Genomic DNA, 23,398 nt, shown 5'->3' on the forward strand with positions numbered 1-23,398 from the left:
GCAGTCGATTCGTCTGCCGTCGTGTCGTTGTCATGTGTATTAGCGAAATGAGGAATCCGCGTTCGAAAGGACGCAGGGCCCCGATTGGCTTCGGGGGCCGGGAATCCGCTAAAGTCTCACTCGTCGGAACGGCCCAACAGCCGGGAAGACAAGCCCCCTCTGACTGGGAATCAGGCCCGAAAGGATCTGATAGAGTCGGAACCGCCGGAAAGGGAAACGCGAAAGCGGGAACCTGGAAAGCACCGAGGAAATCGGGTCGAGAAAAGATCTGATAGAGTCGGAAACGCAAGACCGAAGGGAAGCGCCCGGAGGAAAGCCTGAGAGAGTCTCTCGGGTGAGTACAAAGGAAGCGTCCGTTCCTTGAGAACTCAACAGCGTGCCAAAAATCAACGCCAGATATGTTGATACCCCGTCCCCGGCAGTGATAGCCGAGGATGAGGTTCCTTTGAAACAAAACACAGCGAGGACGCTGTGAACGGCCGGGCTTATTCCGCCTGGCTGTTCCGCTCTCGTGGTGTCGACCGGATTACCGGTAAACATTCACGGAGAGTTTGATCCTGGCTCAGGACGAACGCTGGCGGCGTGCTTAACACATGCAAGTCGAACGATGAACCACTTCGGTGGGGATTAGTGGCGAACGGGTGAGTAACACGTGGGCAATCTGCCCTTCACTCTGGGACAAGCCCTGGAAACGGGGTCTAATACCGGATAATACTTCCACTCGCATGGGTGGGGGTTAAAAGCTCCGGCGGTGAAGGATGAGCCCGCGGCCTATCAGCTTGTTGGTGAGGTAATGGCTCACCAAGGCGACGACGGGTAGCCGGCCTGAGAGGGCGACCGGCCACACTGGGACTGAGACACGGCCCAGACTCCTACGGGAGGCAGCAGTGGGGAATATTGCACAATGGGCGAAAGCCTGATGCAGCGACGCCGCGTGAGGGATGACGGCCTTCGGGTTGTAAACCTCTTTCAGCAGGGAAGAAGCGAAAGTGACGGTACCTGCAGAAGAAGCGCCGGCTAACTACGTGCCAGCAGCCGCGGTAATACGTAGGGCGCAAGCGTTGTCCGGAATTATTGGGCGTAAAGAGCTCGTAGGCGGTCTGTCGCGTCGGATGTGAAAGCCCGGGGCTTAACCCCGGGTCTGCATTCGATACGGGCAGACTAGAGTGTGGTAGGGGAGATCGGAATTCCTGGTGTAGCGGTGAAATGCGCAGATATCAGGAGGAACACCGGTGGCGAAGGCGGATCTCTGGGCCATTACTGACGCTGAGGAGCGAAAGCGTGGGGAGCGAACAGGATTAGATACCCTGGTAGTCCACGCCGTAAACGGTGGGAACTAGGTGTTGGCGACATTCCACGTCGTCGGTGCCGCAGCTAACGCATTAAGTTCCCCGCCTGGGGAGTACGGCCGCAAGGCTAAAACTCAAAGGAATTGACGGGGGCCCGCACAAGCAGCGGAGCATGTGGCTTAATTCGACGCAACGCGAAGAACCTTACCAAGGCTTGACATACACCGGAAACGTCTGGAGACAGGCGCCCCCTTGTGGTCGGTGTACAGGTGGTGCATGGCTGTCGTCAGCTCGTGTCGTGAGATGTTGGGTTAAGTCCCGCAACGAGCGCAACCCTTGTTCTGTGTTGCCAGCATGCCCTTCGGGGTGATGGGGACTCACAGGAGACTGCCGGGGTCAACTCGGAGGAAGGTGGGGACGACGTCAAGTCATCATGCCCCTTATGTCTTGGGCTGCACACGTGCTACAATGGCCGGTACAAAGAGCTGCGAAACCGTGAGGTGGAGCGAATCTCAAAAAGCCGGTCTCAGTTCGGATTGGGGTCTGCAACTCGACCCCATGAAGTCGGAGTTGCTAGTAATCGCAGATCAGCATTGCTGCGGTGAATACGTTCCCGGGCCTTGTACACACCGCCCGTCACGTCACGAAAGTCGGTAACACCCGAAGCCGGTGGCCCAACCCCTTGTGGGAGGGAGCTGTCGAAGGTGGGACTGGCGATTGGGACGAAGTCGTAACAAGGTAGCCGTACCGGAAGGTGCGGCTGGATCACCTCCTTTCTAAGGAGCACTTCTAAGCCTGTCCCTTCGGGGGCTGGTTCAGAGGCCAGTACATCGGCGTACGTCCGATGCTGGTTGCTCATGGGTGGAACGTTGATTATTCGGCCGGGTTTCCGGGTCGGAGGCTGCAAGTACTGCTCGTAAGAGCGTGGAAAGCATGATCTTCGGACGGGAGTCGGTCGGGCACGCTGTTGGGTATCTGAGGGTGCGAGCGTTGCTCGTCCTTCTGATGCCGGCCCCAGTGCACTCGGATCCGTTAAGGGTTCGGGGTGATGGGTGGCTGGTCGTTGTTTGAGAACTGCACAGTGGACGCGAGCATCTGTGGCCAAGTTTTTAAGGGCGCACGGTGGATGCCTTGGCACCAGGAACCGATGAAGGACGTGGGAGGCCACGATAGTCCCCGGGGAGTCGTCAACCAGGCTTTGATCCGGGGGTTTCCGAATGGGGAAACCCGGCAGTCGTCATGGGCTGTCACCCGCTGCTGAACACATAGGCAGTGTGGAGGGAACGCGGGGAAGTGAAACATCTCAGTACCCGCAGGAAGAGAAAACAACCGTGATTCCGGGAGTAGTGGCGAGCGAAACCGGATGAGGCCAAACCGTATACGTGTGAGACCCGGCAGGGGTTGCGTGTACGGGGTTGTGGGATCTCTCTTTCACAGTCTGCCGGCTGTGAGACGAGTCAGAAACCGTTGATGTAGGCGAAGGACATGCGAAAGGTCCGGCGTAGAGGGTAAGACCCCCGTAGTCGAAACGTCAACGGCTCGTTTGAGAGACACCCAAGTAGCACGGGGCCCGAGAAATCCCGTGTGAATCTGGCGGGACCACCCGCTAAGCCTAAATATTCCCTGGTGACCGATAGCGGATAGTACCGTGAGGGAATGGTGAAAAGTACCGCGGGAGCGGAGTGAAATAGTACCTGAAACCGTGTGCCTACAAGCCGTGGGAGCGTCGCGCATCGAGTTTACTCGGTGCGTCGTGACTGCGTGCCTTTTGAAGAATGAGCCTGCGAGTTTGCGGTGTGTTGCGAGGTTAACCCGAGTGGGGAAGCCGTAGCGAAAGCGAGTCCGAATAGGGCGTTTCAGTAGCACGCTCAAGACCCGAAGCGGAGTGATCTAGCCATGGGCAGGTTGAAGCGGAGGTAAGACTTCGTGGAGGACCGAACCCACCAGGGTTGAAAACCTGGGGGATGACCTGTGGTTAGGGGTGAAAGGCCAATCAAACTCCGTGATAGCTGGTTCTCCCCGAAATGCATTTAGGTGCAGCGTCGTGTGTTTCTTGCCGGAGGTAGAGCACTGGATAGGCGATGGGCCCTACCGGGTTACTGACCTTAGCCAAACTCCGAATGCCGGTAAGTGAGAGCGCGGCAGTGAGACTGTGGGGGATAAGCTCCATGGTCGAGAGGGAAACAGCCCAGAGCATCGACTAAGGCCCCTAAGCGTACGCTAAGTGGGAAAGGATGTGGAGTCGCACAGACAACCAGGAGGTTGGCTTAGAAGCAGCCACCCTTGAAAGAGTGCGTAATAGCTCACTGGTCTAGTGATTCCGCGCCGACAATGTAGCGGGGCTCAAGCGTACCGCCGAAGTCGTGTCATTCATACAACAGGGCCAACGCCCGTATGGATGGGTAGGGGAGCGTCGTGTGCCGGGTGAAGCAGCACCGGAAGGTAGTTGTGGACGGTTCACGAGTGAGAATGCAGGCATGAGTAGCGATACACACGTGAGAAACGTGTGCGCCGATTGACTAAGGGTTCCTGGGTCAAGCTGATCTGCCCAGGGTAAGTCGGGACCTAAGGCGAGGCCGACAGGCGTAGTCGATGGATAACCGGTTGATATTCCGGTACCCGCTGTGAAGCGTCAAACATCGAACCAGGCGATGCTAAGTCCGTGAAGCCGTTCCGGACCCTTCGGGGAAAGGAAAGTGGTGGAGCCGACGAACCAGACTTGCAGTAGGTGAGTGATGGGGTGACGCAGGAAGGTAGTCCATCCCGGGCGGTGGTTGTCCCGGGGTAAGGGTGTAGGACGAACGGTAGGCAAATCCGCCGTTCACATAGTCTGAGACCTGATGCCGAGCCGATTGTGGCGAAGTGGATGATCCTATGCTGTCGAGAAAAGCCTCTAGCGAGTTTCATGGCGGCCCGTACCCTAAACCGACTCAGGTGGTCAGGTAGAGAATACCGAGGCGTTCGGGTGAACTATGGTTAAGGAACTCGGCAAAATGCCCCCGTAACTTCGGGAGAAGGGGGGCCACGTCTGGTGAGAGCACTTGCTGCTCGAGCTGGGGGTGGCCGCAGAGACCAGCGAGAAGCGACTGTTTACTAAAAACACAGGTCCGTGCGAAGCCGTAAGGCGATGTATACGGACTGACGCCTGCCCGGTGCTGGAACGTTAAGGGGACCGGTTAGTCAAGATTCGTCTTGGCGAAGCTGAGAACTTAAGCGCCAGTAAACGGCGGTGGTAACTATAACCATCCTAAGGTAGCGAAATTCCTTGTCGGGTAAGTTCCGACCTGCACGAATGGCGTAACGACTTCTCGACTGTCTCAACCATAGGCCCGGTGAAATTGCACTACGAGTAAAGATGCTCGTTTCGCGCAGCAGGACGGAAAGACCCCGGGACCTTTACTACAGTTTGATATTGGTGTTCGGTTCGGCTTGTGTAGGATAGGTGGGAGACTTTGAAGCAGCCACGCCAGTGGTTGTGGAGTCGCCGTTGAAATACCACTCTGGTCGTGCTGGATGTCTAACCTGGGTCCGTGATCCGGATCAGGGACAGTGTCTGATGGGTAGTTTAACTGGGGCGGTTGCCTCCTAAAGAGTAACGGAGGCGCCCAAAGGTTCCCTCAGCCTGGTTGGCAATCAGGTGTTGAGTGTAAGTGCACAAGGGAGCTTGACTGTGAGACCGACGGGTCGAGCAGGGACGAAAGTCGGGACTAGTGATCCGGCGGTGGCTTGTGGAAGCGCCGTCGCTCAACGGATAAAAGGTACCCCGGGGATAACAGGCTGATCTTCCCCAAGAGTCCATATCGACGGGATGGTTTGGCACCTCGATGTCGGCTCGTCGCATCCTGGGGCTGGAGTCGGTCCCAAGGGTTGGGCTGTTCGCCCATTAAAGCGGTACGCGAGCTGGGTTTAGAACGTCGTGAGACAGTTCGGTCCCTATCCGCTGCGCGCGCAGGAATATTGAGAAGGGCTGTCCCTAGTACGAGAGGACCGGGACGGACGAACCTCTGGTGTGCCAGTTGTTCTGCCAAGGGCATGGCTGGTTGGCTACGTTCGGGAGGGATAACCGCTGAAAGCATCTAAGCGGGAAGCCTGCTTCGAGATGAGTATTCCCACCCCCTTGAGGGGTTAAGGCTCCCAGTAGACGACTGGGTTGATAGGCCGGATGTGGAAGCCCAGTAATGGGTGAAGCTGACTGGTACTAATAGGCCGAGGGCTTGTCCTCAGTTGCTCGCGTCCACTGTGTTGGTTCTGAAACCACGAACGGCCCCATGTCATGGTCACGGCATGGTGCGGCTGCATGTGTTTCATAGTGTTTCGGTGGTCATAGCGTGAGGGAAACGCCCGGTTACATTCCGAACCCGGAAGCTAAGCCTTACAGCGCCGATGGTACTGCAGGGGGGACCCTGTGGGAGAGTAGGACACCGCCGAACAAATATTACGGGAAACCCCCGCACCTCACGGTGCGGGGGTTTTCTGCGTTCGGGCTCGTTTAGGGTTTGGTCATGCGCTACGACCTGGTGATTTTCGACAACGACGGTGTCCTGGTGGACAGTGAGCCGATCTCCAATCGGCTGCTCGCCGCCTATCTGACCGAGATCGGGCATCCCACCTCGTACGAGGACTCCATCCGTGACTACATGGGGTCCGCGATGCACCGTGTCCACGACCTGGTCCAGGAGCGCACCGGGGAGCCGTTGCCGGCGGAGTTCGACGACACGTTTCACCGCCGGGTGTTCGCGGCCTTCGAGCGGGAGCTGGAGCCCGTGGCGGGCGCCGTGGACGTCCTCGCGAAGCTGACCGCGGACGGGGTGCCTTACTGCGTGGCGTCGTCCGGGAGCCATGAGCGGATTCGGGTAGGGCATCGGAAGACCGGGCTGGACCGGTGGTTCGAGGACGCGCGGATCTTCAGCTCGCAGGATGTCGGGAAGGGGAAGCCGGCGCCGGATCTCTTCCTGCACGCGGCTCGGCGGATGGGGGTGGCGCCGGAGCGGTGTGTGGTCGTCGAGGACAGTCCGCTGGGGGTGCGGGCGGCGGTGGCGGCCGGGATGGACGTGTACGGGTTCACCGCGATGACGCCGGCCGCGAAGCTCGCGGGCGCCACTCAACTCTTCTCCGATCTGGGGCAGTTGCCTGACCTGCTGATCTGACGGACGTTCCGGTGTCGGGCTGACATTTGTCATGCGTAGCTCCGGACGATCGTTTCTACTGGGGGACCCCTCCCGGCGGCGAAGCTATGGGCATGACGACGAACCAGCACAAGAAGCAGAACGCCTTCGCCCCGCTCCTCGTGGACGTGGCGGTGCCGCTCGGGTCGTACTACCTCTTCAAGGGCGCGTTCGGGATGAGCACCTTCGCCGCTCTCGCCTGGAGCAGCCTGGTCCCGGCCGGGCGGACCCTGTGGAGCGCGGTCAGCCGGCGGACGGTCAACGGGCTCGCCGGGCTCATTCTCGTCGTCAACATCGTCGGACTGGTGCTGAGCCTGGTCTCCGGTGATCCGCGGCTGATGCTGGCCAAGGACAGCGGGGTCAGCAGCACGATCGGGATCGGCATCCTGGTCTCCGTGGCGCTGGGGAGGCCGATGATGACGGCCGCGGTCAAGCCGTTCCTGGTGAAGGGCGACGCGGTCAGGGAGGCGGCCTGGGCTCGGCTGGAGAGTGGCGCGTCGGTCGCGTCGGCGGACTTCCGCAAGCGGGAGCGGGCCTTCTCGGTCGTGTGGGGTGTGGTGCTGCTCGTCGAGTGCGTCGTGCGGGTCGTGGGGGCGTACACGGTGCCGGTGGACACCATGGTGTGGCTCGGTTCCGTGGTCATGGTGGTGGCGATGGGGATCGGTTTCGTGGTCGGCGGGGCGCTCGGTGCCGGGCCGATGGCCGCTATGGTCGCCTTCGAGACGAGGGCCGGGGAGGCCGTGGAGACCGAGGTCGAGGCGCCCGAGGTCGTCCTCGCCCGGTGAAGTCCGGCAAAGCTGAGGAGAATTCATCTTTGGCTGGATCTACCCACGAGTACGCAGGGGCCCTACGCTCGCCGCCATGACAGAAGTGCTGCGGCGCGGTAGGGCCTCTTTGGCGTTCAGCTTTTTCGCCCAGGGCGCGGCCTTCGCTCTGCTGGTGACCCGGATCCCGGCCATCCAGAACAGGTACGAGGTCTCGGACGCGCTGCTGCCCGTCTTCCTGGCCGCGGTACCCATCCTGGCCGGGGTCGGAAGCGTGTCGACCGAGCAGTTGGTGAAGCGGATACCGCCCAGCCGGGTGCTGAGGTGGTCCCAGCCGGTGGTGCTGCTGGCGCTGCTCGGGGTCGGAGCGGGGCGGGGGATGGCCGAGCTGGGTGTCGCCCTGGCCGTCTTCGGCCTCGCGGTGGGGGCGTTGGACGCCTCGATGAACATGCTGGGGGTGAGTCTTCAGCGGACGTACGGGCGCAGCATCATGCTCAGCTTCCATGCCGTGTACAGCCTGGGCGGGATCGTGGGGGCCTCGCTGGCGTGGGTGGGGGCGCACTGGCATCTCGCGCTGTGGGTGTCGTATCTGCCGGTGGTGGCCGTGCTGTTGCCGGCCGTCCTGGTGGGGAGCCGTTGGTATGTGGACAGGGGTGCGGAGGACGGCGAGGCGGAGCACGGCGAGGCGGAGGAAGCCGAGTCGGGAGGTGGCGGTACGGGTGTCGTCTTCAAGGTGCTGCTGCCGCTGTGTCTGGTGATGACCTTCGCCTATATCGGGGACTCGACGGTCTCCAACTGGAGCGCGAAGTATCTCCAGGACGTGCTGGGCAGCAGCGAGCAGCTGGCCACCGTTCCGTACAACGTCTACATGGTGACCACGCTGCTAGGGCGGGCCATCGGGGACTTCGGCGTGCGGCGGTTCGGGGCCGCGGCGGTGGTGCGGCTGGGGGCTCTGGTGGCGGCGGCGGGGTTCGCGGTGGTGGCCGTCGCGCCCGGGGCGTGGGTCGGGATGCTCGGGTTCACGCTCGTGGGGCTGGGGCTGTGTGTGTTGGTGCCGCAGACGTTCGCGGCGGCGGGACGGTTGTTCCCGGGGGCTTCGGACGCGGCGATCGCCCGTCTCAACATCTTCAATTACGTCGGGTTCCTGATCGGTTCGCCGTTGGTGGGGGCGCTGGGGGACGCCTGGACCTATCGGGGAGCGATGGTGGTGCCGATGGTGTTGGTGCTGGTGACGTTGGTGTACGCCCGGTCGTTCGCCGCTCAACCGGACCGATACGGTGGCGGGCATGAGCGGCCGCGCACAGCTGATGTGGGACGAGGCAGTAACGGGCTATGACTTCGGGCCCGAGCATCCGATGGATCCGGTTCGGCTGGATCTGACCCGGAGGCTGGTCGGTGCCCTGGGGCTCGACCGGGAGGTCGACGTCGTCGCGGCGAAGCCCGCCGGGGAGTCCACGTTGCGGCTCGTGCACCGGGAGGACTACGTCCAGGCCGTCAAGGCGGCGTCGGTGGAGCCGGGGTCGGCGGACCAGTCGTACGGGCTGGGGACGATGGACGATCCGGCCTTCGCGGGGATGCACGAGGTGTCCGCCCTCATCGCCGGGCTGTCCGTCGGGGCCGCGGAGGCCGTCTGGCGGGGCGAGGCGCTGCACGCGGTGAACTTCGCGGGTGGGTTGCATCATGCGATGCCGGGCGGGGCGTCGGGGTTCTGTATCTACAACGACGCTTCGCTGGCGATCGCCCGGTTGCTGGAGCTGGGGGCCGAGCGGGTCGCGTACGTGGACGTGGACGTGCATCACGGGGACGGGGTGCAGGCGGCGTTCTGGGACGACCCGCGGGTGCTGACGATCTCCCTGCACGAGCATCCTCGGACCTTGTTCCCGCAGACCGGGTGGCCGGAGGAGACCGGTGGGGAGCGGGCGGAGGGGTCGGCGGTGAACGTCGCGCTGCCGGCCGGGACCGGGGACGCGGGGTGGCTGCGGGCGTTCCACTCGGTGGTGCCGGAGCTGATCGCCGACTTCCGGCCGGATGTGCTGGTGACCCAGCACGGGGCCGACACGCACTTCGAGGACCCGTTGGCTCATCTCGCGGTGTCTCTCGACGCGCAGCGGGCCGTGCAGGTGGCCTGTCATGAGTTGGCGCACGAGTACGCCGGGGGTAAGTGGGTCGCGCTCGGTGGGGGCGGGTACGCGGTGGTGGAAGTGGTGCCGCGGTCGTGGACGCATCTGGTGGGGGTCGCGGCGGGGGCGCCGGTGGCGCCGGAGACGGTGATTCCCGAGGGGTGGCGGCAGGAGGTCTTCGCTCGTACTCGGCAGTTGGGGCCGATGCGGATGACCGACGGGCGGTGGCCGGTGGAGTGGGCCGGGTGGGAGTCGGGGTACGACCCCGCCGATCGGTTGGACCAGGCGGTGTTGGCCACGCGGCGGGCGGTGTTCCCGTTGCGGGGGTTGCTGCCGTAGAGGGTGTGGCGGGTGGGCGCTGTGGGGTTCGCCCCCGCCCCCCTCACCCGTTCCCGTCCTCGTCAGGGGGCTCTGCCCCCTGCGTCCCCTGTATCGGCCTGGACGGCCTCGTCCTCGATCGCCGGACGGGCTGAAGGACACTGGCCGGTGTTCGAACTCCCCGGCCAGGGCCGGAGGGGCTTACGCCAACTGTGCGGTGTTGGTGGGGTTCTGCCGCGGGCCGGGGCTTCGTCCGGCAGCATCGCTTCTGTGTTGAGTGCCGGGGCGCTTCGGGCGCATCTGCTTGCCGCGCGGTTGGCCGGGACGGTGGCCACCTCCCGGGAGGAGAGCCTGCGGAGCTATCGGCTCTTCGCCGCTCGTGATCCCCGGGTGCTGATCGGGCTTGATCCCGAGTGGAGTTGGGGGCAGCGGGATCTGATCGCGCTGATGGCCGACAAGTGTGGAGTTTCGGCCGATCCCGGCTGTGTTTCCGGGCATGATGTGATCGATCCTGAGCGCACGCTGGCCGCGCTGGACGCTTTCGCGAAGCGGCTCGCCTCCGTCGCCCAGCGTGGCGCGCCCGTGCTGCTGGGCACCGGGCATCCGCATCGGCTGCTGGGGTTCTACGCCGCCGTTGCGGACGCTTTGTCGGCGGCGGGATGTGATGTCCTCACCCCGGCGCAGGGTCACTGTGTCGACATAACGACCCGGTTCGGCCTACGTACACACCACCTCGACTACGTACGGGGAGTCGCGGTCGTCCGGGAGGCGGGTGTCGAACGCGCCGGTTGTGCGACCGGTGCGCACAGCCATTCGCCGCTCCCGGTTCGGGTCGCGCTGGCGGCGGCGGCCGAGGGTGGGGGGCCGCTGCCCGGGCTGGTCATCGGGGACCACGGATGGGTCTGCGGGGCAGGTCAGCTGGGGTTCGAGGCCATCGGGCTGGCGGACACCGACGATCCCGCGTTGTTCGTGGGGGAGGCCGAGGGGGTCGTCTCCGTCGTCGTTCCACTTGATGACGCCGTGCGGTCCGCTTACTACAGGCCGCTGACCCGCTACGTACTCAATCGAGCGTGTCTGTCACAGTAGGCCGCTGATGGGTGCACCTCTTCCCCACTCGCATCACCCGCCCCTACATTGGGGAGTGAGCACGCAGCGACGAAGAGTCACCGGAAGGGGAAGCCGGTGGCCGTCGAGTCGAGTGCGGAAGGTTCAGGTGTGTCATGGGTGCAGCTGGCGAGAGGCCTCTGAACGAGGTTCAGTTCCTTACCGTGGCGGAAGTCGCCTCGGTGATGCGAGTGTCGAAGATGACCGTGTACCGACTGGTGCACAGCGGTCATCTGCCCGCGATCCGGGTGGGGCGGTCCTTCCGTGTCCCCGAGCAAGCGGTGCACGAGTACCTCCGCGAGAGCTACGTGGGGGTGGAAACCGCCTGACGGCCAGGGCCTGTCCGGCAGGGCAGGCCTCTGGGCGGGGCCCGGCCTCAGGGCCGTCTCGGGCCCCTCTCGCCCCTCGATTACGACCTCAGCGCTCAGGCGGGTAGGCTAGCCCCTCGTAGGTCGTATGGGCCCATGGCGCCCAGCACCGAGTGATGAGAAGTGAGCGAGGGTAGTCGTGGGCTCTGTTATCAAGAAGCGGCGCAAGCGGATGGCCAAGAAGAAGCACCGCAAGCTGCTCAAGCGCACGCGCGTTCAGCGTCGCAACAAGAAGTAAGCGCGAGCAGAAGTAGGCGCACGCACTTACTTCGCGCGACGCGAGCCGCGTAGGCGTGGTGTGGCCCCTCACCGTGTTATCGGTGGGGGGCCACACGCATATCCGGGTGCTCGTACGGTTGGCTGAACGCCGTGCGTGTGCCTGGACGTGCACCATGGCTGATCTGGTCGTATGACCGAAGAGATCTCGTCACTTCGTGCATCGGGCGGTCATCACAGCGCAACATCGACCCGCTAGGTTGGCCGCAGACGGGAACTCGGCAGGGCGGCCGGCGGTTCCAGGACGGAAGGAAGGCGCTGATCTTGGGAAAGGTCGTGCTCGTTACCGGAGTGGCCCGTCAGCTGGGGGGCCGGTTCGTACGACGGATCCAGCGTGATCCACAGGTCGACCGGGTGGTCGCCGTGGACGCGGTGCGGCCCGAGCACCATCTCGGGGGCGCCGACTTCATCGAGGCCGACATCCGGCAGCCCACCATCGCGCGGGTGCTCGCCGAGACCGGTGCCGACACCGTCGTCCACCTGGACGTGACGGCGACCGCGCTGGGCAGGGGAAGCCGGACCACGGTCAAGGAGACCAACGTCATCGGGACCATGCAGCTGCTCGGCGCCTGTCAGAAATCGCCGAACGTGAAGCGGCTGGTGGTCAAGTCCTCCACCAACGTCTACGGGTCCGCGCCCCGTGATCCCGCCGTGTTCACCGAGACGACCCCGCCCAAGTCGCTGCCCAGCGGCGGCTTCGCCAAGGACGCCGTCGAGGTCGAGGGGTATGTGCGCGGGTTCGCCCGGCGCCGGCCCGATGTCGCCGTCTGCGTGCTGCGGTTCGCCAACATCCTGGGGCCGACCGCCGAGACGCCGCTCGCCGCGTACTTCTCGCTGCCCGTGCTGCCCACCGTGCTCGGCTACGACCCCCGGCTCCAGTTCGTGCACGAGGACGACGTGATCGAGGTGCTGCGGATCGCCTCGCACGAACCGCGGCGCGGCACCCTCAACAGCGGCACGTTCAACATCGCCGGGGACGGGGCGCTGTTGCTGTCGCAGTGTTCGCGGCGGCTCGGGCGGCCCACCGTGCCCCTGCTGCTGCCCGCCGTCACCTGGGCGGGGTCGCTGGTGCGTACGCTGGGCATGACGGACTTCTCGCCCGAGCAGATCCGGCTGCTCACCCACGGCCGGGTCGTGTCCACGGACCAGATGCGCGAGACGCTGGGGTTCACGCCGCGGTACACCACGGCGGAGACCTTCGCGGACTTCGCGCGCAGTCACGGACCCGGACTCCTGCCGCCCGAGGCCGTTGCCGGGGCCGTCGACCGGATCGCCGCGTCCCTGCCGGGCGGCGGCCACCCCCCGGTCCACCTCCCGACGCAGAGCGCCAACTGAGGAGCGCATCAACGATGGCGGATGCCAAGGTCATTCCGTTCGACGACGACCGGTCCCGGGGGAGCGCCGTAACGCGGCCGCCCCGGCGCCGGGGTGCGGTGAGCCGGCGCCGGAACGGCGAGCCCGCGCCGGTCCGGGAGATCGGTGAGGCCGGTGAGGTCCAGCCCCTGCCCACCAGGACGGTTGGGCAGGATGATGTTCATGTGACAGGTGAGGAACGGCTGGACAAGGACGCGGGCGGCCTGGAGCGGCGGATCGCGGGTGGGCTGTCCTTCCTGCGCCGGCGCCTCACGGGCGACTACGAGGTCGACGACTTCGGCTACGACGAGGAGCTGACCGACCAGGTCCTGATGTCCCTGCTGCGGCCGCTGTACGAGAAGTACTTCCGCGTCGAGGTGAAGGGCGTCGAGAACATCCCGGCGGAAGGGGGCGCTCTGATCGTCGCCAACCACTCCGGGACGCTGCCGCTGGACGGCCTGATGATGCAGGTCGCCGTCCACGACCACCACCCGGCGGGCCGGCACCTGCGCCTGCTGGCCGCCGACCTCGTCTTCGTGCTGCCGGTCGTCAACGAGCTGGCCCGCAAGCTCGGGCACACCCTCGCCTGCGCGGAGGACGCCGAACGGCTGCTCGGCCAGGGCGAGCTGGTCGGGGTGATGCCGGAAGGCTTCAAGGGCATCGGGAAGCCCTTCAGCGAGCGCTACAAGCTCCAGCGGTTCGGCCGGGGCGGCTTCGTCTCCACGGCACTGCGCCAGGGAGCTCCGATCATCCCCTGCTCGATTGTCGGGGCCGAGGAGATCTACCCGATGATCGGCAACGCGAAGACGTTGGCACGGGTGCTCGGGTTCCCGTACTTCCCGCTGACGCCGACCTTCCCGTGGTTGGGACCGCTGGGCGGCATCCCCCTCCCGACGAAGTGGACGATCCAGTTCGGCGAGCCCATCCCGACGGACGGCTACCCGCCGGAGGCGGCGGAGGACCCGATGCTGATGTTCAACCTGACGGACCAGGTACGGGAACAGATCCAGCACACGCTCTACAAGCTTCTGGTGCAGCGGCGGTCGGTGTTCTTCTGACAAGTGGCCCCGGGGGCCGGGGCCGGCCGGTCGTGCAGCGGCGGTCGGTGTTCTTCCGGGCAGGCTTTTCGGGTACGGCTGTGGGGGCGCTCCTCTTTCGAGAGGGGCGCCCCCACAGCCGTATGGGTTGGGGTTGCTCGGGTTACTCCGCGTCCTCGCTGTCGATGCCCAGGCCCGGGAGCAGGCCGGGGAGGAGGGGTGGGAGGGTGACGTCCGGCTGGGTGCTCGGGACGAGGGGGGTCGGGGCGGTGCTGCCGGTGTCCTTCGGGGGATCCAGGAGGCCGCCGGTGTTGCCGCCGAGCAGGCCGTCGTCGGTGGTGCCGGAGGTGGACGACTTGCTGGGGCTTCCGGTGTCGGCGCCGGTCCCGTCGGTCGGGTTGTGGCCGGTGCCCGGGGTGGTCGCGTGGCGGCCGGTGTCCGAGGTGCCGGTGGACGCCGGGCCGGTGCCCTCGCGGGTGCCGCCGCCGCCCGGGGCCGGGGGCCGCGGGAGGAGGGACTGCAGCGGGGCGACCTCTTCGTCTATGGCCTCGAAGACCGACGAGACCTGTTGACTGACGTCGCCGAGCTGGACCGGCAGGCGGTCGCGCAGGGCGCCCCAGACCTCGCGGTGCGAGCGGGAGAACGCGTCGAGGGCCTGGATGGGGCCCAGGGAGTTCGGGTCGCGTTCGTACGCCTCGTGAAGGAGCCGGTGGCCTTCCGACGCGTCGTGCTGCATGCCGTTCAGGGCGCGTCGGATCTCGCCGAGGGACTCGTGGTCGAGGTCGCCGCTGCGGCCCCGCTCCATGAGCCGACGGGCCTCGCTGAGCCGGGTGGAGGCCTGGTCGAGATAGGTCCGACCGCGCTCGTCGTCGCCGTCGGCCAGATAGTTGAGCTTGAAGTCCTCGATGCCGCGCTTCAGCCCGTAGAGCCCGTCGCCCGGGAGGGCGTCGGAACTCGCGGCCGCGACTCCACCGAAGGCGCCCGCCGCGACGCCGACGCTGAGGCCGCCCGCGGTGAGGCCCTTGGCGAGGCGGGAACGCGGTCGGAACTTGCCCAGGGGACTGGCGCGATGAGTGCCCCTGGCCCGGTGGGAGCGTTGCTCCGGCACCGAAGGGTCCGCCGTTTCGCCTCCCGCGGTGCCCGCTTGCAGCATGGCCTCCATTGCGGCGACCAACTGGGCCCGCTGGACGACCTTGACCTCGGGATCGAACTCCGGTTTGGGCAGCTCGGCGAGACTCGTGGCGAGGGCCAGAAGATGGCCCTGCCCGGTCTGGTCCGCAGCGGCCGGCGCCGGCGGTGGTCCTTCGGTCTGCTCGGCCGCCGTGCCCTGGGCGGAGCAGTCGGACTGCTCCTCCAAGGCCTGGGCGAAGGCGCTCGCCCGCCGGTGCGCCGATACGTTCGCGATCACTGGCGGCACCTCCTCTCGTCATGACGGTCGACTCCCCTGGGGTCCTGACGGTTGCACGCCCTGGACCGGATCCACACGATCGAGTGATCGGGGTCGGCCAGGACGTGACCACAGGGAGCCTGTATCCCGCACAACGACTGGCGCGGCACTTGGGTTACGGACTGCGGATGATCGGATCGGGAAGACAACGGACTTTCACTGAAGGTGAGTTGGCGTCACGGAGTGTGTGGCGTCGGTCGTGGGTGGGGGACGGGTTCAGCGGGCGTCTTCCGGCAGCAGGCGGGCGAGGGTCCGGACGGCCCGGTACTGGAGCGTCTTGATGGCGCCCTCGTTCTTGCCCATGACGCGCGCCGTCTCGGCGACGGAGAGCCCCTGCAGGAACCGGAGCGTCACGCACTCCTGCTGCTGGGGATTGAGTCGGCGTACGGCGTCCAGAAGCGCCGCGTTGGAGAGGGACTCCAGGACGGAGTCCTCGGGCGAGCGCTCGACCTCGTTGGCGTCGAGCATCTCGCCGGTCGTCACCTCGAGCCGGAAACGGCTCGACTTGAAGTGGTCGGCGACGAGGTTGCGGGCGATGGTGACGAGCCAGGCGCCGAAGTCGCGGCCCTGCCAGGTGAACGTGCCGATGCGGCGCAGGGCGCGCAGGAACGTCTCGCTGGTCAGGTCCTCGGCGGTCGCCTTGCCGCCCACCCGGTAGTAGATGTAGCGGTAGACCGTGTCGCTGTACTGGTCGTACAGGCGCCCGAACGCATCGGCCTCGCCGGCCTGGGCGCGTTCGACGAGGTCCATCATGCGGGCGCTGTCACTGTCGGCGGCCGGCCGACGGGCGGTGGCCGCGCCGGCCGAGCGTCCTCGTCTGCCCACCGCGGCGCTGCCGTCGGCCAGTGCGTAGCACGGGCCGAGCGGAGCGGTGGTGGCGAAGGCGGGGACGGCGTACGCGGTGGGGACGACGCCGCGCAAGAGGTCATGGACCGTAGCGACCGTTGCGCGCAGCGTAGCCAGGCCCGAGGTGTCAACCCCGACGTGTGGGTACACGGGACTCCCAGAGGCAGAGCTTGCATCACGTGCAGTACGGAACCATTCACCCGTCGTAGCGACGGAAGGGGTACCGGATTGCGTCTGAGGAGAATAACGCTTCGTGCAGGCCCTGCTACACCGAGTTGCTCAAATCATCGATTACGTCGCTTCTGTGGCCTATTGACGCTCGATCAAGTTGCATAGGGTGAACGATTGTTGATCGAAATGGTTCGAGTTTCGGGTCGGTCCAGGGCGTGTTGTGGCTGAGCGCGGACAACAGGACTGGACGGGGGGTTACGCGGGTAAGGCCGTCGGATTGGCCGGGTCCGGTGTCCGGTGTGGGGTGTTGTCCGGTAATGCGAAAGAGCGGCCGGGCTGTTGCGCCTCGGCCGCTCGGTCGTGACGGCCGCACAGTCGTCGCAGCCGTCGTCATCGCCCTGGTTGTCGCCTTCGTCATCGCCTTCGTCGGTGCAGCGCGATCGCCGCCGCCGTGCCGCCGGCCACCGCGCCCACGCCCGCCGCGGCCGGGATGCCGACCTTCGCGGCCTTGCGGCCGGTGCGGTAGTCGCGCAGCCGCCAGTCGAGGTTGTGCGCGTGCTTGCGGAGCTTGGCGTCGGGGTTGATGGCGTAGGGGTGGCCGACGAGGGAGAGCATCGGGATGTCGTTGTGGGAGTCGCTGTAGGCGGCGCAGCGGGAGAGGTCCAGGTTCTCCGCCGCCGCCAGCGCGCGTACCGCCTCCGCCTTCGCGGGGCCGTGCAGCGGCTCGCCGACCAGCTTGCCCGTGTAGACGCCGTCGACGGACTCCGCGACCGTGCCCAGCGCGCCGGTCAGGCCGAGGCGGCGGGCGATCACCTGGGCGATCTCCACCGGGGCCGCCGTGACCAGCCACACCTTCTGGCCCGCGTCCAGGTGCGCCTGGGCGAGGGCCCGGGTGCCCGGCCAGATGCGCTCGGCCATGTACTCGTCGTAGATCTCCTCGCCGATCGACATCAGCTCGGAGACCCGGTGGCCCTGCACGATGGAGAGCGCCGAGTCGCGGGCCTCCTGCATGTGCTCGGGGTCCTCGACGCCGGCCAGCCGGAACCAGGCCTGCTGCCAGGCGAAGCGGACCAGGTCGCGGGTCTCGAAGAACTTGCGCTTGTACAGGCCACGGCCGAAGTGGAAGAGCGCGGCGCCCTGCATCACGGTGTTGTCGAGGTCGAAGAAGGCGGCGGCCATCGCGTCGCCGTGCACCGGGAACTGCGGTTCCCGGTCGGAAGTGTCCAGGGGCGCCAGGGTCTCCTGGGAGTCCATAGCTTCCTGGGTGGACTTGCGGGCTGCCTCCGCCGAGGCCTCGCCTGCCAACACGCTCCGCGCCGTGGCGGAGCGCCTACGGGGAGTGAGCCATCCTAGAGCGGCCATGGCGTGAGCATAGCCAGTCTGTTCGGTGGTTCCCGAGCCGAGAGGTTCGAAGGGTGTGAACTCTCCGCGACTGCGCCGTTAAAGAAGCGCGAGAATGGCGGTATGACTCCCCTCTTTCGACGTAAGGCCGCTCCGGGCGAGCGGTCGGTCACCCTCATTCGTAAGTCCGGTTGTCATCTGTGCGACGACGCCGAGCGCGTGATCGAGAAGGTCTGCGGGGAACTCGGTGTGTCCTGGGAGCAGAAGGACATCGCCGACGACCGTGAGCTGTACGACCAGTACTGGGAGCAGATCCCGGTGGTGCTGGTCGACGGCAGGCAGCACACCTTCTGGCGGGTGGACGAGAGTCGCCTGCGCAAAGAACTGGCCGGGTGAGGAACTGACCGAGCAGTACAAGGTTGTACCGAACGTCGCTTAGGATCGATGGCGGTTTTGTCTCGGGGGCGGGATTCACGAGGAGAGTGGCGGTTTTGCCCCCTGGAATGTTGCGCGTGACCCCGGTCACGTTGGCCGGGCAAATCGGACACCATCTTTGTGCACGCGTTCACAAAGACATAGCCTGCTGTCGACGGGGCGGTCTGGGTACGTGTGACCGCCTACAGCCCCGCTCTACCCGCAGGAGCACCGTGGCAACTGGCCGAACTCACCGACCGGCGACCCGTAGCCGAGGGATTCCCGAGGCCACCGTCGCCCGGCTTCCGCTGTACCTCCGCGCGCTGACCGCACTGTCGGAGCGCTCGGTCCCCACGGTCTCCTCCGAGGAGCTCGCGGCCGCGGCCGGGGTCAACTCCGCCAAGCTGCGCAAGGACTTCTCCTACCTGGGTTCCTACGGGACGCGAGGGGTCGGCTACGACGTCGAGTACCTCGTCTACCAGATCTCCCGCGAGCTCGGGCTCACCCAGGACTGGCCGGTCGTGATCGTCGGTATCGGTAACCTCGGCGCGGCCCTCGCCAACTACGGCGGCTTCGCCTCGCGCGGTTTCCGGGTCGCGGCGCTCATCGACGCCGACCCCGCGATGGCCGGGAAGCAGGTCGCCGGGATCTCCGTCCAGCACAGCGACGGCCTGGAGAAGATCATCTCCGACAACGGCGTCTCCATCGGCGTCATCACCACCCCGCCGGGCGTCGCCCAGGCGGTCTGCGACCGGCTCGTGGCCGCCGGCGTCACGTCCATCCTGAACTTCGCGCCGACCGTGCTGACCGTCCCGGACGGCGTCGACGTGCGCAAGGTCGACCTCTCCATCGAGCTCCAGATCCTCGCCTTCCACGAGCAGCGCAAGGCCGGCGAGGAGGCCGCGGCGAACGAGAACGCCGTACCGGCCCCGGCCGGCCGAGCCGACTCCACCGACCAGGGACCCGACGGGGACGTACCCGCCGTGATGCCGGCATGAGTCTCCTCGTCGTCGGGCTGAGTCACCGCAGCGCTCCGGTCAGCGTGCTGGAGCGGGCCTCGCTGTCCACGGACGCCCAGTTCAAGCTGCTCCAGGACACGGTCGCCGCCGAACCGGCCGCCGAGGCCGCGGTCCTCGCCACCTGCAACCGGATCGAGCTGTACGCCGACGTGGACAAGTTCCACGCCGGTGTCGCCGAGCTCTCCACGCTGCTCGCCCAGCACAGCGGGGTCGGGCTCGAGGAGCTCACCCCCTACCTGTACGTGCACTACGAGGACCGCGCCGTCCACCACTTCTTCTCGGTGGCCTGCGGGCTGGACTCCATGGTCGTCGGCGAGGGGCAGATCCTCGGACAGATCAAGGACGCCCTGGCCCGGGCGCAGGAGCTGCACACCGCCGGACGGCTGCTGAACGACCTGTTCCAGCAGGCCCTGCGGGTCGGCAAGCGCGCCCACTCCGAGACCGGCATCGACCGCGCCGGGCAGTCCCTGGTCACCTTCGGCCTGGAACAGCTTGCCGCGGGCGGGGACGTGACCGCGTGGGCGCGGGGCAAGAAGGCGCTGGTCATCGGCGCCGGTTCGATGTCCTCGCTGGCCGCCGCCACGCTCGCGCGCGCCGGGGTCGCCGAGATCGTCGTCGCCAACCGCACACCCGACCGGGCCGAGCGGCTCGCCCAGATACTGACCGAGGGCGGCGACACGGACGTGTCGGCCCGCGCGGTACCGATGGAGTCGGTGCCGGCCGAGCTGACACGTGCCGACGTGGCCGTCTCGTGTACCGGGGCGACGGGCCTGGTCCTGACGGCGGAGGCGGTCGCCGAGGCCGTCGAGGGCCGCACCGGGGCACCCGTCGCCTTCGAGGACGAGGCCGCGGCGACGGACGTACGGCCGCTGCCGCCCACCTCGGTCGGCACCGACGAGAACTGCCCCCTCGACCTGGCCGCCGTGCAGCAGGCCCCCGTGCAGCAGTCCGGGTTCTCCGTGCTGGGCGAGGCCGCCGTAGCCGGCATGGACGCGGCGACGCTGGAGCAGCACGCCGCCTGGGTCGACAACGCGACCGTGGACCGCCGGCCGACCGCTCGCCGCACCCCCGAGGCCGACGCCGAGCTGATCACCGCGCTCGCCGCGACCGCCGCCACCCTCGGCCGGATCCCCGAGCGCCGCGGACCCGAGCCGGTCGCCACGCTCGTCCGGCCGGAGCCGGTGCTCTTCCTGCTCGACCTCGCGATGCCGCGGGACGTCGACCCGGCCGCCCACCGGCTGGCCGGCGTGCGGCTGGTGGACATCGAGTCGCTGGCGGAGGCCTCGGCCGACGCGCCGATGGCCGCCGACGTCGACCAGGTGCGGCGGATCGTCGCCGACGAGGTCGCCGCCTTCGGCGCCGCACAGCGGGCCGCGCACATCACGCCGACCGTGGTCGCCCTGCGCACCATGGCCGCCGAGGTCGTGGCCACGGAGATCGCCCGGCTCGACGGGCGGCTGCCCGGCCTGGACGACAAGCACCGCGCCGAGATCACCCAGACCGTGAAGCGGGTCGTCGACAAGCTGCTGCACGCACCGACCGTACGGGTCAAGCAGCTCGCGGCCGAGCCCGGCGGCGCCGGGTACGCGGACGCGCTGCGGACCCTGTTCGACCTCGACCCGGAAGCGGTGGCCGCCGTGTCCCGGGCCGAGGAAAGCACCGAGAAGAACGCAGAGAGCCGAGGGCCGGCATGAGCGGCATGAGTACGAAGGCACTGAGACTGGGGACGAGGCGAAGCAGACTCGCCATGGCCCAGTCCGGGCAGGTCGCGGACGCCGTGAGCCAGGTGACCGGACGGCCCGTGGAACTCGTCGAGATCACCACCTACGGCGATGTCTCCCGCGAGCACCTCGCGCAGATCGGCGGCACGGGCGTCTTCGTGACCGCGCTGCGGGACGCGCTGGCCAAGGGCGAGGTCGACTTCGCGGTTCACTCGCTGAAGGACCTGCCGACCACGCAGCCCGAGGACCTGGTCCTGGCCGCCATACCGGTGCGCGAGGACCCCCGCGACGTGATCGTCGCCCGGGACGCGCTGAAGTTCACCGACCTGCCGCGCGGAGCGCGCATCGGTACGGGTTCGCCGCGCCGGATGGCGCAGCTGAACGCGTACGCGCGCAGCCACGGGCTGGACATCGAGACCGTGCCGATCCGCGGGAACGTCGACACGCGGATCGGGTACGTGCACGACGGCGAGCTGGACGCGGTGGTGCTGGCGGCGGCCGGCCTCAGCCGCATCGGCCGCATCGACGAGGTCACCGACTTCCTGTCGATAGACACGGTTCTGCCCGCTCCCGGCCAGGGAGCACTGGCGATCGAGTGTGCCGCGGAGAACGCGTCACTGATCGCCGCGCTCGGTGAGCTCGACGACCCGTTCACCCGGATCGCCGTGACCGCCGAACGGTCCCTGCTCGCCGCCCTGGAGGCCGGCTGCTCCGCCCCTGTGGGCGCGCTTGCCGACCTGCTGGCCGACGGGCAGATTGTCAACGAAATGCGCCTGCGTGGCGTCGTCGGCACCACCGACGGCACGCGCATGGTGCAGCTGTCCACCACCGGTCCCGTGCCCGAGACGCACGACGGGGCAATGGCGCTCGGTCGCGAACTCGCAGCCGAGATGCTCGCCCAGGGCGCGGCCGGTCTGATGGGGGAGCGAGCACTGTGAGCCCCACCGCCCTTCCAGCCGCTGGTCCTGAACACGGGCACGTCACCTTCCTGGGTGCCGGACCCGGGGATCCGGGACTACTGACTCTGCGCGCCGTGGAGGCGCTTGCGCACGCGGACGTCCTCGTCGCCGAGCACGAGGTGCTCGACGTCGTACGGACGCACGCGAGGCCGGGCGTCGCCGTCGTGAACGCGGAAGCGGGTCCATCGGACCCTCCTCCGGGCACGGGCGCGCCCCTCCCGACGATCGTTGACGGCACGTCAACAACCGCTGAGGTACCCGCTGTGCGCGATGCCGCACATCTTGTCATGGAGGCCGCGCGGGGCGGCAGGCGGGTCGTCCGTGCGGTGACCGGGGACCCCGGACTTGATACGTACGCGGCGGCGGAAATGCTCGCGTGCGCGGCGGCCGGTGTTCCCTTCGAGGTCGTACCCGGTGTCGCGGCCGCCGTCGGCGTGCCCGCGTACGCCGGTGTGCCGCTGCGGGACGCGCAGGGCGCCGACGTCCGCTTCGTCGACGCGCGCACGGCTTCGGACCGCTGCTGGACCGAGGTCGGGGCGTCCGACGGCACGGTCGTCGTGTCGACGACCCTCGACTCCGTGGCCTCGGCGGCCGGCGAGCTGGTGTCGGCGGGGCGCAAGCCCGATACGCCGATGACGGTCACGGTGGCCGGTACGACGACGCGGCAGCGGACGTGGACGGCGACCCTGGGCACGATCGCGCAGACGCTGAAGCAGGCGAAGGTGCTGCCCTCGCCCGAGGGCGGCCGGCCGGTGATAGTCGTGGTCGGTGAGCGTTCCGCCCCCGCCCAGCGCGACCAGTTGTCGTGGTTCGAGTCCAAGCCGCTGTTCGGCTGGAAGGTGCTCGTGCCGCGTACGAAGGAACAGGCGGTGTCGCTCTCCGACCAGCTGCGGTCGTACGGCGCCGTGCCGCACGAGGTGCCGACGATCGCCGTCGAGCCGCCGCGCACCCCCCAGCAGATGGAGCGGGCGGTCAAGGGCCTGGTGACGGGCCGCTACGAGTGGATCGCCTTCACCTCGGTGAACGCCGTCAAGGCGGTGCGCGAGAAGTTCGAGGAGTACGGGCTCGACGCGCGTGCCTTCGCGGGCATCAAGGTCGCGGCGGTGGGCGAGCAGACGGCGAAGGCGCTCGTCGCGTTCGGTGTGAAGCCCGACCTCGTGCCGAGCGGCGAGCAGTCGGCCGCCGGGCTCCTCGAGGACTGGCCGCCCTACGACCCGGTCTTCGACCCGATCGACCGGGTGTTCCTGCCGCGCGCCGACATCGCCACCGAGACCCTGGTCGCCGGGCTGATCGAGCTGGGCTGGGAGGTCGACGACGTCACCGCCTACCGGACCGTGCGGGCCTCGCCGCCGCCGGCGGAGACGCGGGAGGCCATCAAGGGCGGCGGGTTCGACGCCGTGCTCTTCACGTCGTCGTCCACCGTGCGGAACCTGGTGGGCATCGCCGGCAAGCCGCACAACGTGACGGTCATCGCCTGCATCGGCCCGGCCACGGCCAAGACGGCCGAGGAGCACGGGCTCCGGGTGGACGTCATGGCGCCCGAGCCGTCCGCGCTCAAGCTGGCCGAGGCACTGGCCGACTTCGGACTGCGCCGACGGGCCGCGGCCCAGGAGGCCGGCGACCCGGTCAGCCGGCCGAGCGAGCGGCGTCCGGGTGCGCGGCGGAGGCGGGCGACGTAACGGCCGG

Annotated in this window: 17 protein-coding genes and 3 rRNA genes; 17 read left to right on the forward strand and 3 right to left on the reverse strand. The window is 67.2% G+C overall.

The window, feature by feature from the left end; translation table 11 throughout:
* Positions 1-539 precede the first annotated feature (539 nt).
* From OG736_RS25005 to OG736_RS25060, 12 genes are all read left to right on the forward strand, one after another.
* Positions 540-2,065 (forward strand): 16S ribosomal RNA (locus OG736_RS25005).
* Between the two features lie 323 nt (positions 2,066-2,388).
* Positions 2,389-5,511, forward strand: a 23S ribosomal RNA gene (locus OG736_RS25010).
* 91 nt (positions 5,512-5,602) lie between these two features.
* Positions 5,603-5,719 (forward strand): 5S ribosomal RNA (gene rrf, locus OG736_RS25015).
* The 16S, 23S and 5S rRNA genes sit together here, the layout of an rRNA operon.
* Positions 5,720-5,791: 72 nt before the next feature.
* Positions 5,792-6,436 (forward strand): HAD family hydrolase, encoded by a 645-nt coding sequence (locus OG736_RS25020; RefSeq protein ID WP_327184421.1) that lies wholly within the window; start codon positions 5,792-5,794, stop codon positions 6,434-6,436.
* A 92-nt stretch (positions 6,437-6,528) separates the two neighbouring features.
* Positions 6,529-7,239 carry a VC0807 family protein gene (locus OG736_RS25025; protein ID WP_442817072.1) on the forward strand — a complete coding sequence of 237 codons (711 nt, stop codon included), beginning with the start codon at positions 6,529-6,531 and terminating at the stop codon, positions 7,237-7,239.
* Between the two features lie 76 nt (positions 7,240-7,315).
* Entirely contained in the window at positions 7,316-8,554 is a 1,239-nt protein-coding gene (locus tag OG736_RS25030) for an MFS transporter (RefSeq protein ID WP_327184423.1), read from the forward strand.
* Positions 8,505-9,677: an acetoin utilization protein AcuC gene (locus OG736_RS25035; RefSeq protein WP_327184424.1), complete on the forward strand. Its 1,173-nt coding sequence runs from the start codon at positions 8,505-8,507 to the stop codon at positions 9,675-9,677. Before OG736_RS25030 ends, OG736_RS25035 begins: the two co-directional genes overlap by 50 nt.
* A gap of 249 nt (positions 9,678-9,926) precedes the next feature.
* Positions 9,927-10,742 (forward strand): phosphatase, encoded by an 816-nt coding sequence (locus OG736_RS25040; RefSeq protein ID WP_327187705.1) that lies wholly within the window; start codon positions 9,927-9,929, stop codon positions 10,740-10,742.
* A 134-nt stretch (positions 10,743-10,876) separates the two neighbouring features.
* Positions 10,877-11,089 (forward strand): helix-turn-helix domain-containing protein, encoded by a 213-nt coding sequence (locus OG736_RS25045; protein ID WP_015658719.1) that lies wholly within the window; start codon positions 10,877-10,879, stop codon positions 11,087-11,089.
* A gap of 178 nt (positions 11,090-11,267) precedes the next feature.
* Entirely contained in the window at positions 11,268-11,366 is a 99-nt protein-coding gene (locus tag OG736_RS25050; protein WP_003948845.1) for a 30S ribosomal protein bS22, read from the forward strand.
* A gap of 302 nt (positions 11,367-11,668) precedes the next feature.
* Entirely contained in the window at positions 11,669-12,739 is a 1,071-nt protein-coding gene (locus OG736_RS25055; RefSeq protein ID WP_327184425.1) for an NAD-dependent epimerase/dehydratase family protein, read from the forward strand.
* Positions 12,740-12,753: 14 nt separating this feature from the next.
* Positions 12,754-13,815 carry a lysophospholipid acyltransferase family protein gene (locus OG736_RS25060; protein ID WP_327184426.1) on the forward strand — a complete coding sequence of 354 codons (1,062 nt, stop codon included), beginning with the start codon at positions 12,754-12,756 and terminating at the stop codon, positions 13,813-13,815.
* A 142-nt stretch (positions 13,816-13,957) separates the two neighbouring features.
* Here the strand turns inward: OG736_RS25060 and OG736_RS25065 are convergent, their stop codons facing one another.
* The 3 genes from OG736_RS25065 to OG736_RS25075 all read right to left on the reverse strand — a co-directional run bounded on the left by OG736_RS25065 (position 13,958) and on the right by OG736_RS25075 (position 17,620).
* Positions 13,958-15,202, reverse strand: a complete 1,245-nt coding sequence (locus OG736_RS25065) for a DUF5667 domain-containing protein (RefSeq protein ID WP_327184427.1) — start codon at positions 15,200-15,202, stop codon at positions 13,958-13,960.
* 255 nt (positions 15,203-15,457) lie between these two features.
* The gene (locus OG736_RS25070; protein ID WP_054238616.1) at positions 15,458-16,237 is read right to left on the reverse strand and encodes an ECF subfamily RNA polymerase sigma factor, BldN family; all 780 of its coding nucleotides are present in this window, start codon (positions 16,235-16,237) and stop codon (positions 15,458-15,460) included.
* 435 nt (positions 16,238-16,672) lie between these two features.
* A complete protein-coding gene (locus tag OG736_RS25075) occupies positions 16,673-17,620 on the reverse strand; it encodes an HAD family hydrolase (protein ID WP_327184428.1) in 948 nt (315 codons plus the stop codon).
* A gap of 102 nt (positions 17,621-17,722) precedes the next feature.
* Here OG736_RS25075 and OG736_RS25080 point away from each other — a divergent pair, with 102 nt between their 5' ends.
* From OG736_RS25080 to OG736_RS25100, 5 genes are all read left to right on the forward strand, one after another.
* The gene (locus OG736_RS25080) at positions 17,723-17,995 is read left to right on the forward strand and encodes a glutaredoxin family protein (protein WP_327184429.1); all 273 of its coding nucleotides are present in this window, start codon (positions 17,723-17,725) and stop codon (positions 17,993-17,995) included.
* Between the two features lie 251 nt (positions 17,996-18,246).
* Positions 18,247-19,011, forward strand: coding sequence for a redox-sensing transcriptional repressor Rex (locus OG736_RS25085; protein ID WP_020130037.1), 765 nt, complete (start codon positions 18,247-18,249; stop codon positions 19,009-19,011).
* Positions 19,008-20,726 carry a glutamyl-tRNA reductase gene (locus tag OG736_RS25090; RefSeq protein ID WP_327184430.1) on the forward strand — a complete coding sequence of 573 codons (1,719 nt, stop codon included), beginning with the start codon at positions 19,008-19,010 and terminating at the stop codon, positions 20,724-20,726. The genes OG736_RS25085 and OG736_RS25090 overlap by 4 nt, the downstream gene beginning before the upstream one ends.
* 5 nt (positions 20,727-20,731) lie before the next feature.
* Entirely contained in the window at positions 20,732-21,691 is a 960-nt protein-coding gene (gene hemC / locus OG736_RS25095; protein ID WP_327184431.1) for a hydroxymethylbilane synthase, read from the forward strand.
* Positions 21,688-23,391 (forward strand): bifunctional uroporphyrinogen-III C-methyltransferase/uroporphyrinogen-III synthase, encoded by a 1,704-nt coding sequence (locus OG736_RS25100; protein WP_327184432.1) that lies wholly within the window; start codon positions 21,688-21,690, stop codon positions 23,389-23,391. Before hemC ends, OG736_RS25100 begins: the two co-directional genes overlap by 4 nt.
* Positions 23,392-23,398 lie beyond the last annotated feature (7 nt).

Origin of the sequence: Streptomyces sp. NBC_01334 (assembly GCF_035983595.1) — a bacterium.
GTDB lineage: Bacteria > Actinomycetota > Actinomycetes > Streptomycetales > Streptomycetaceae > Streptomyces > Streptomyces coriariae.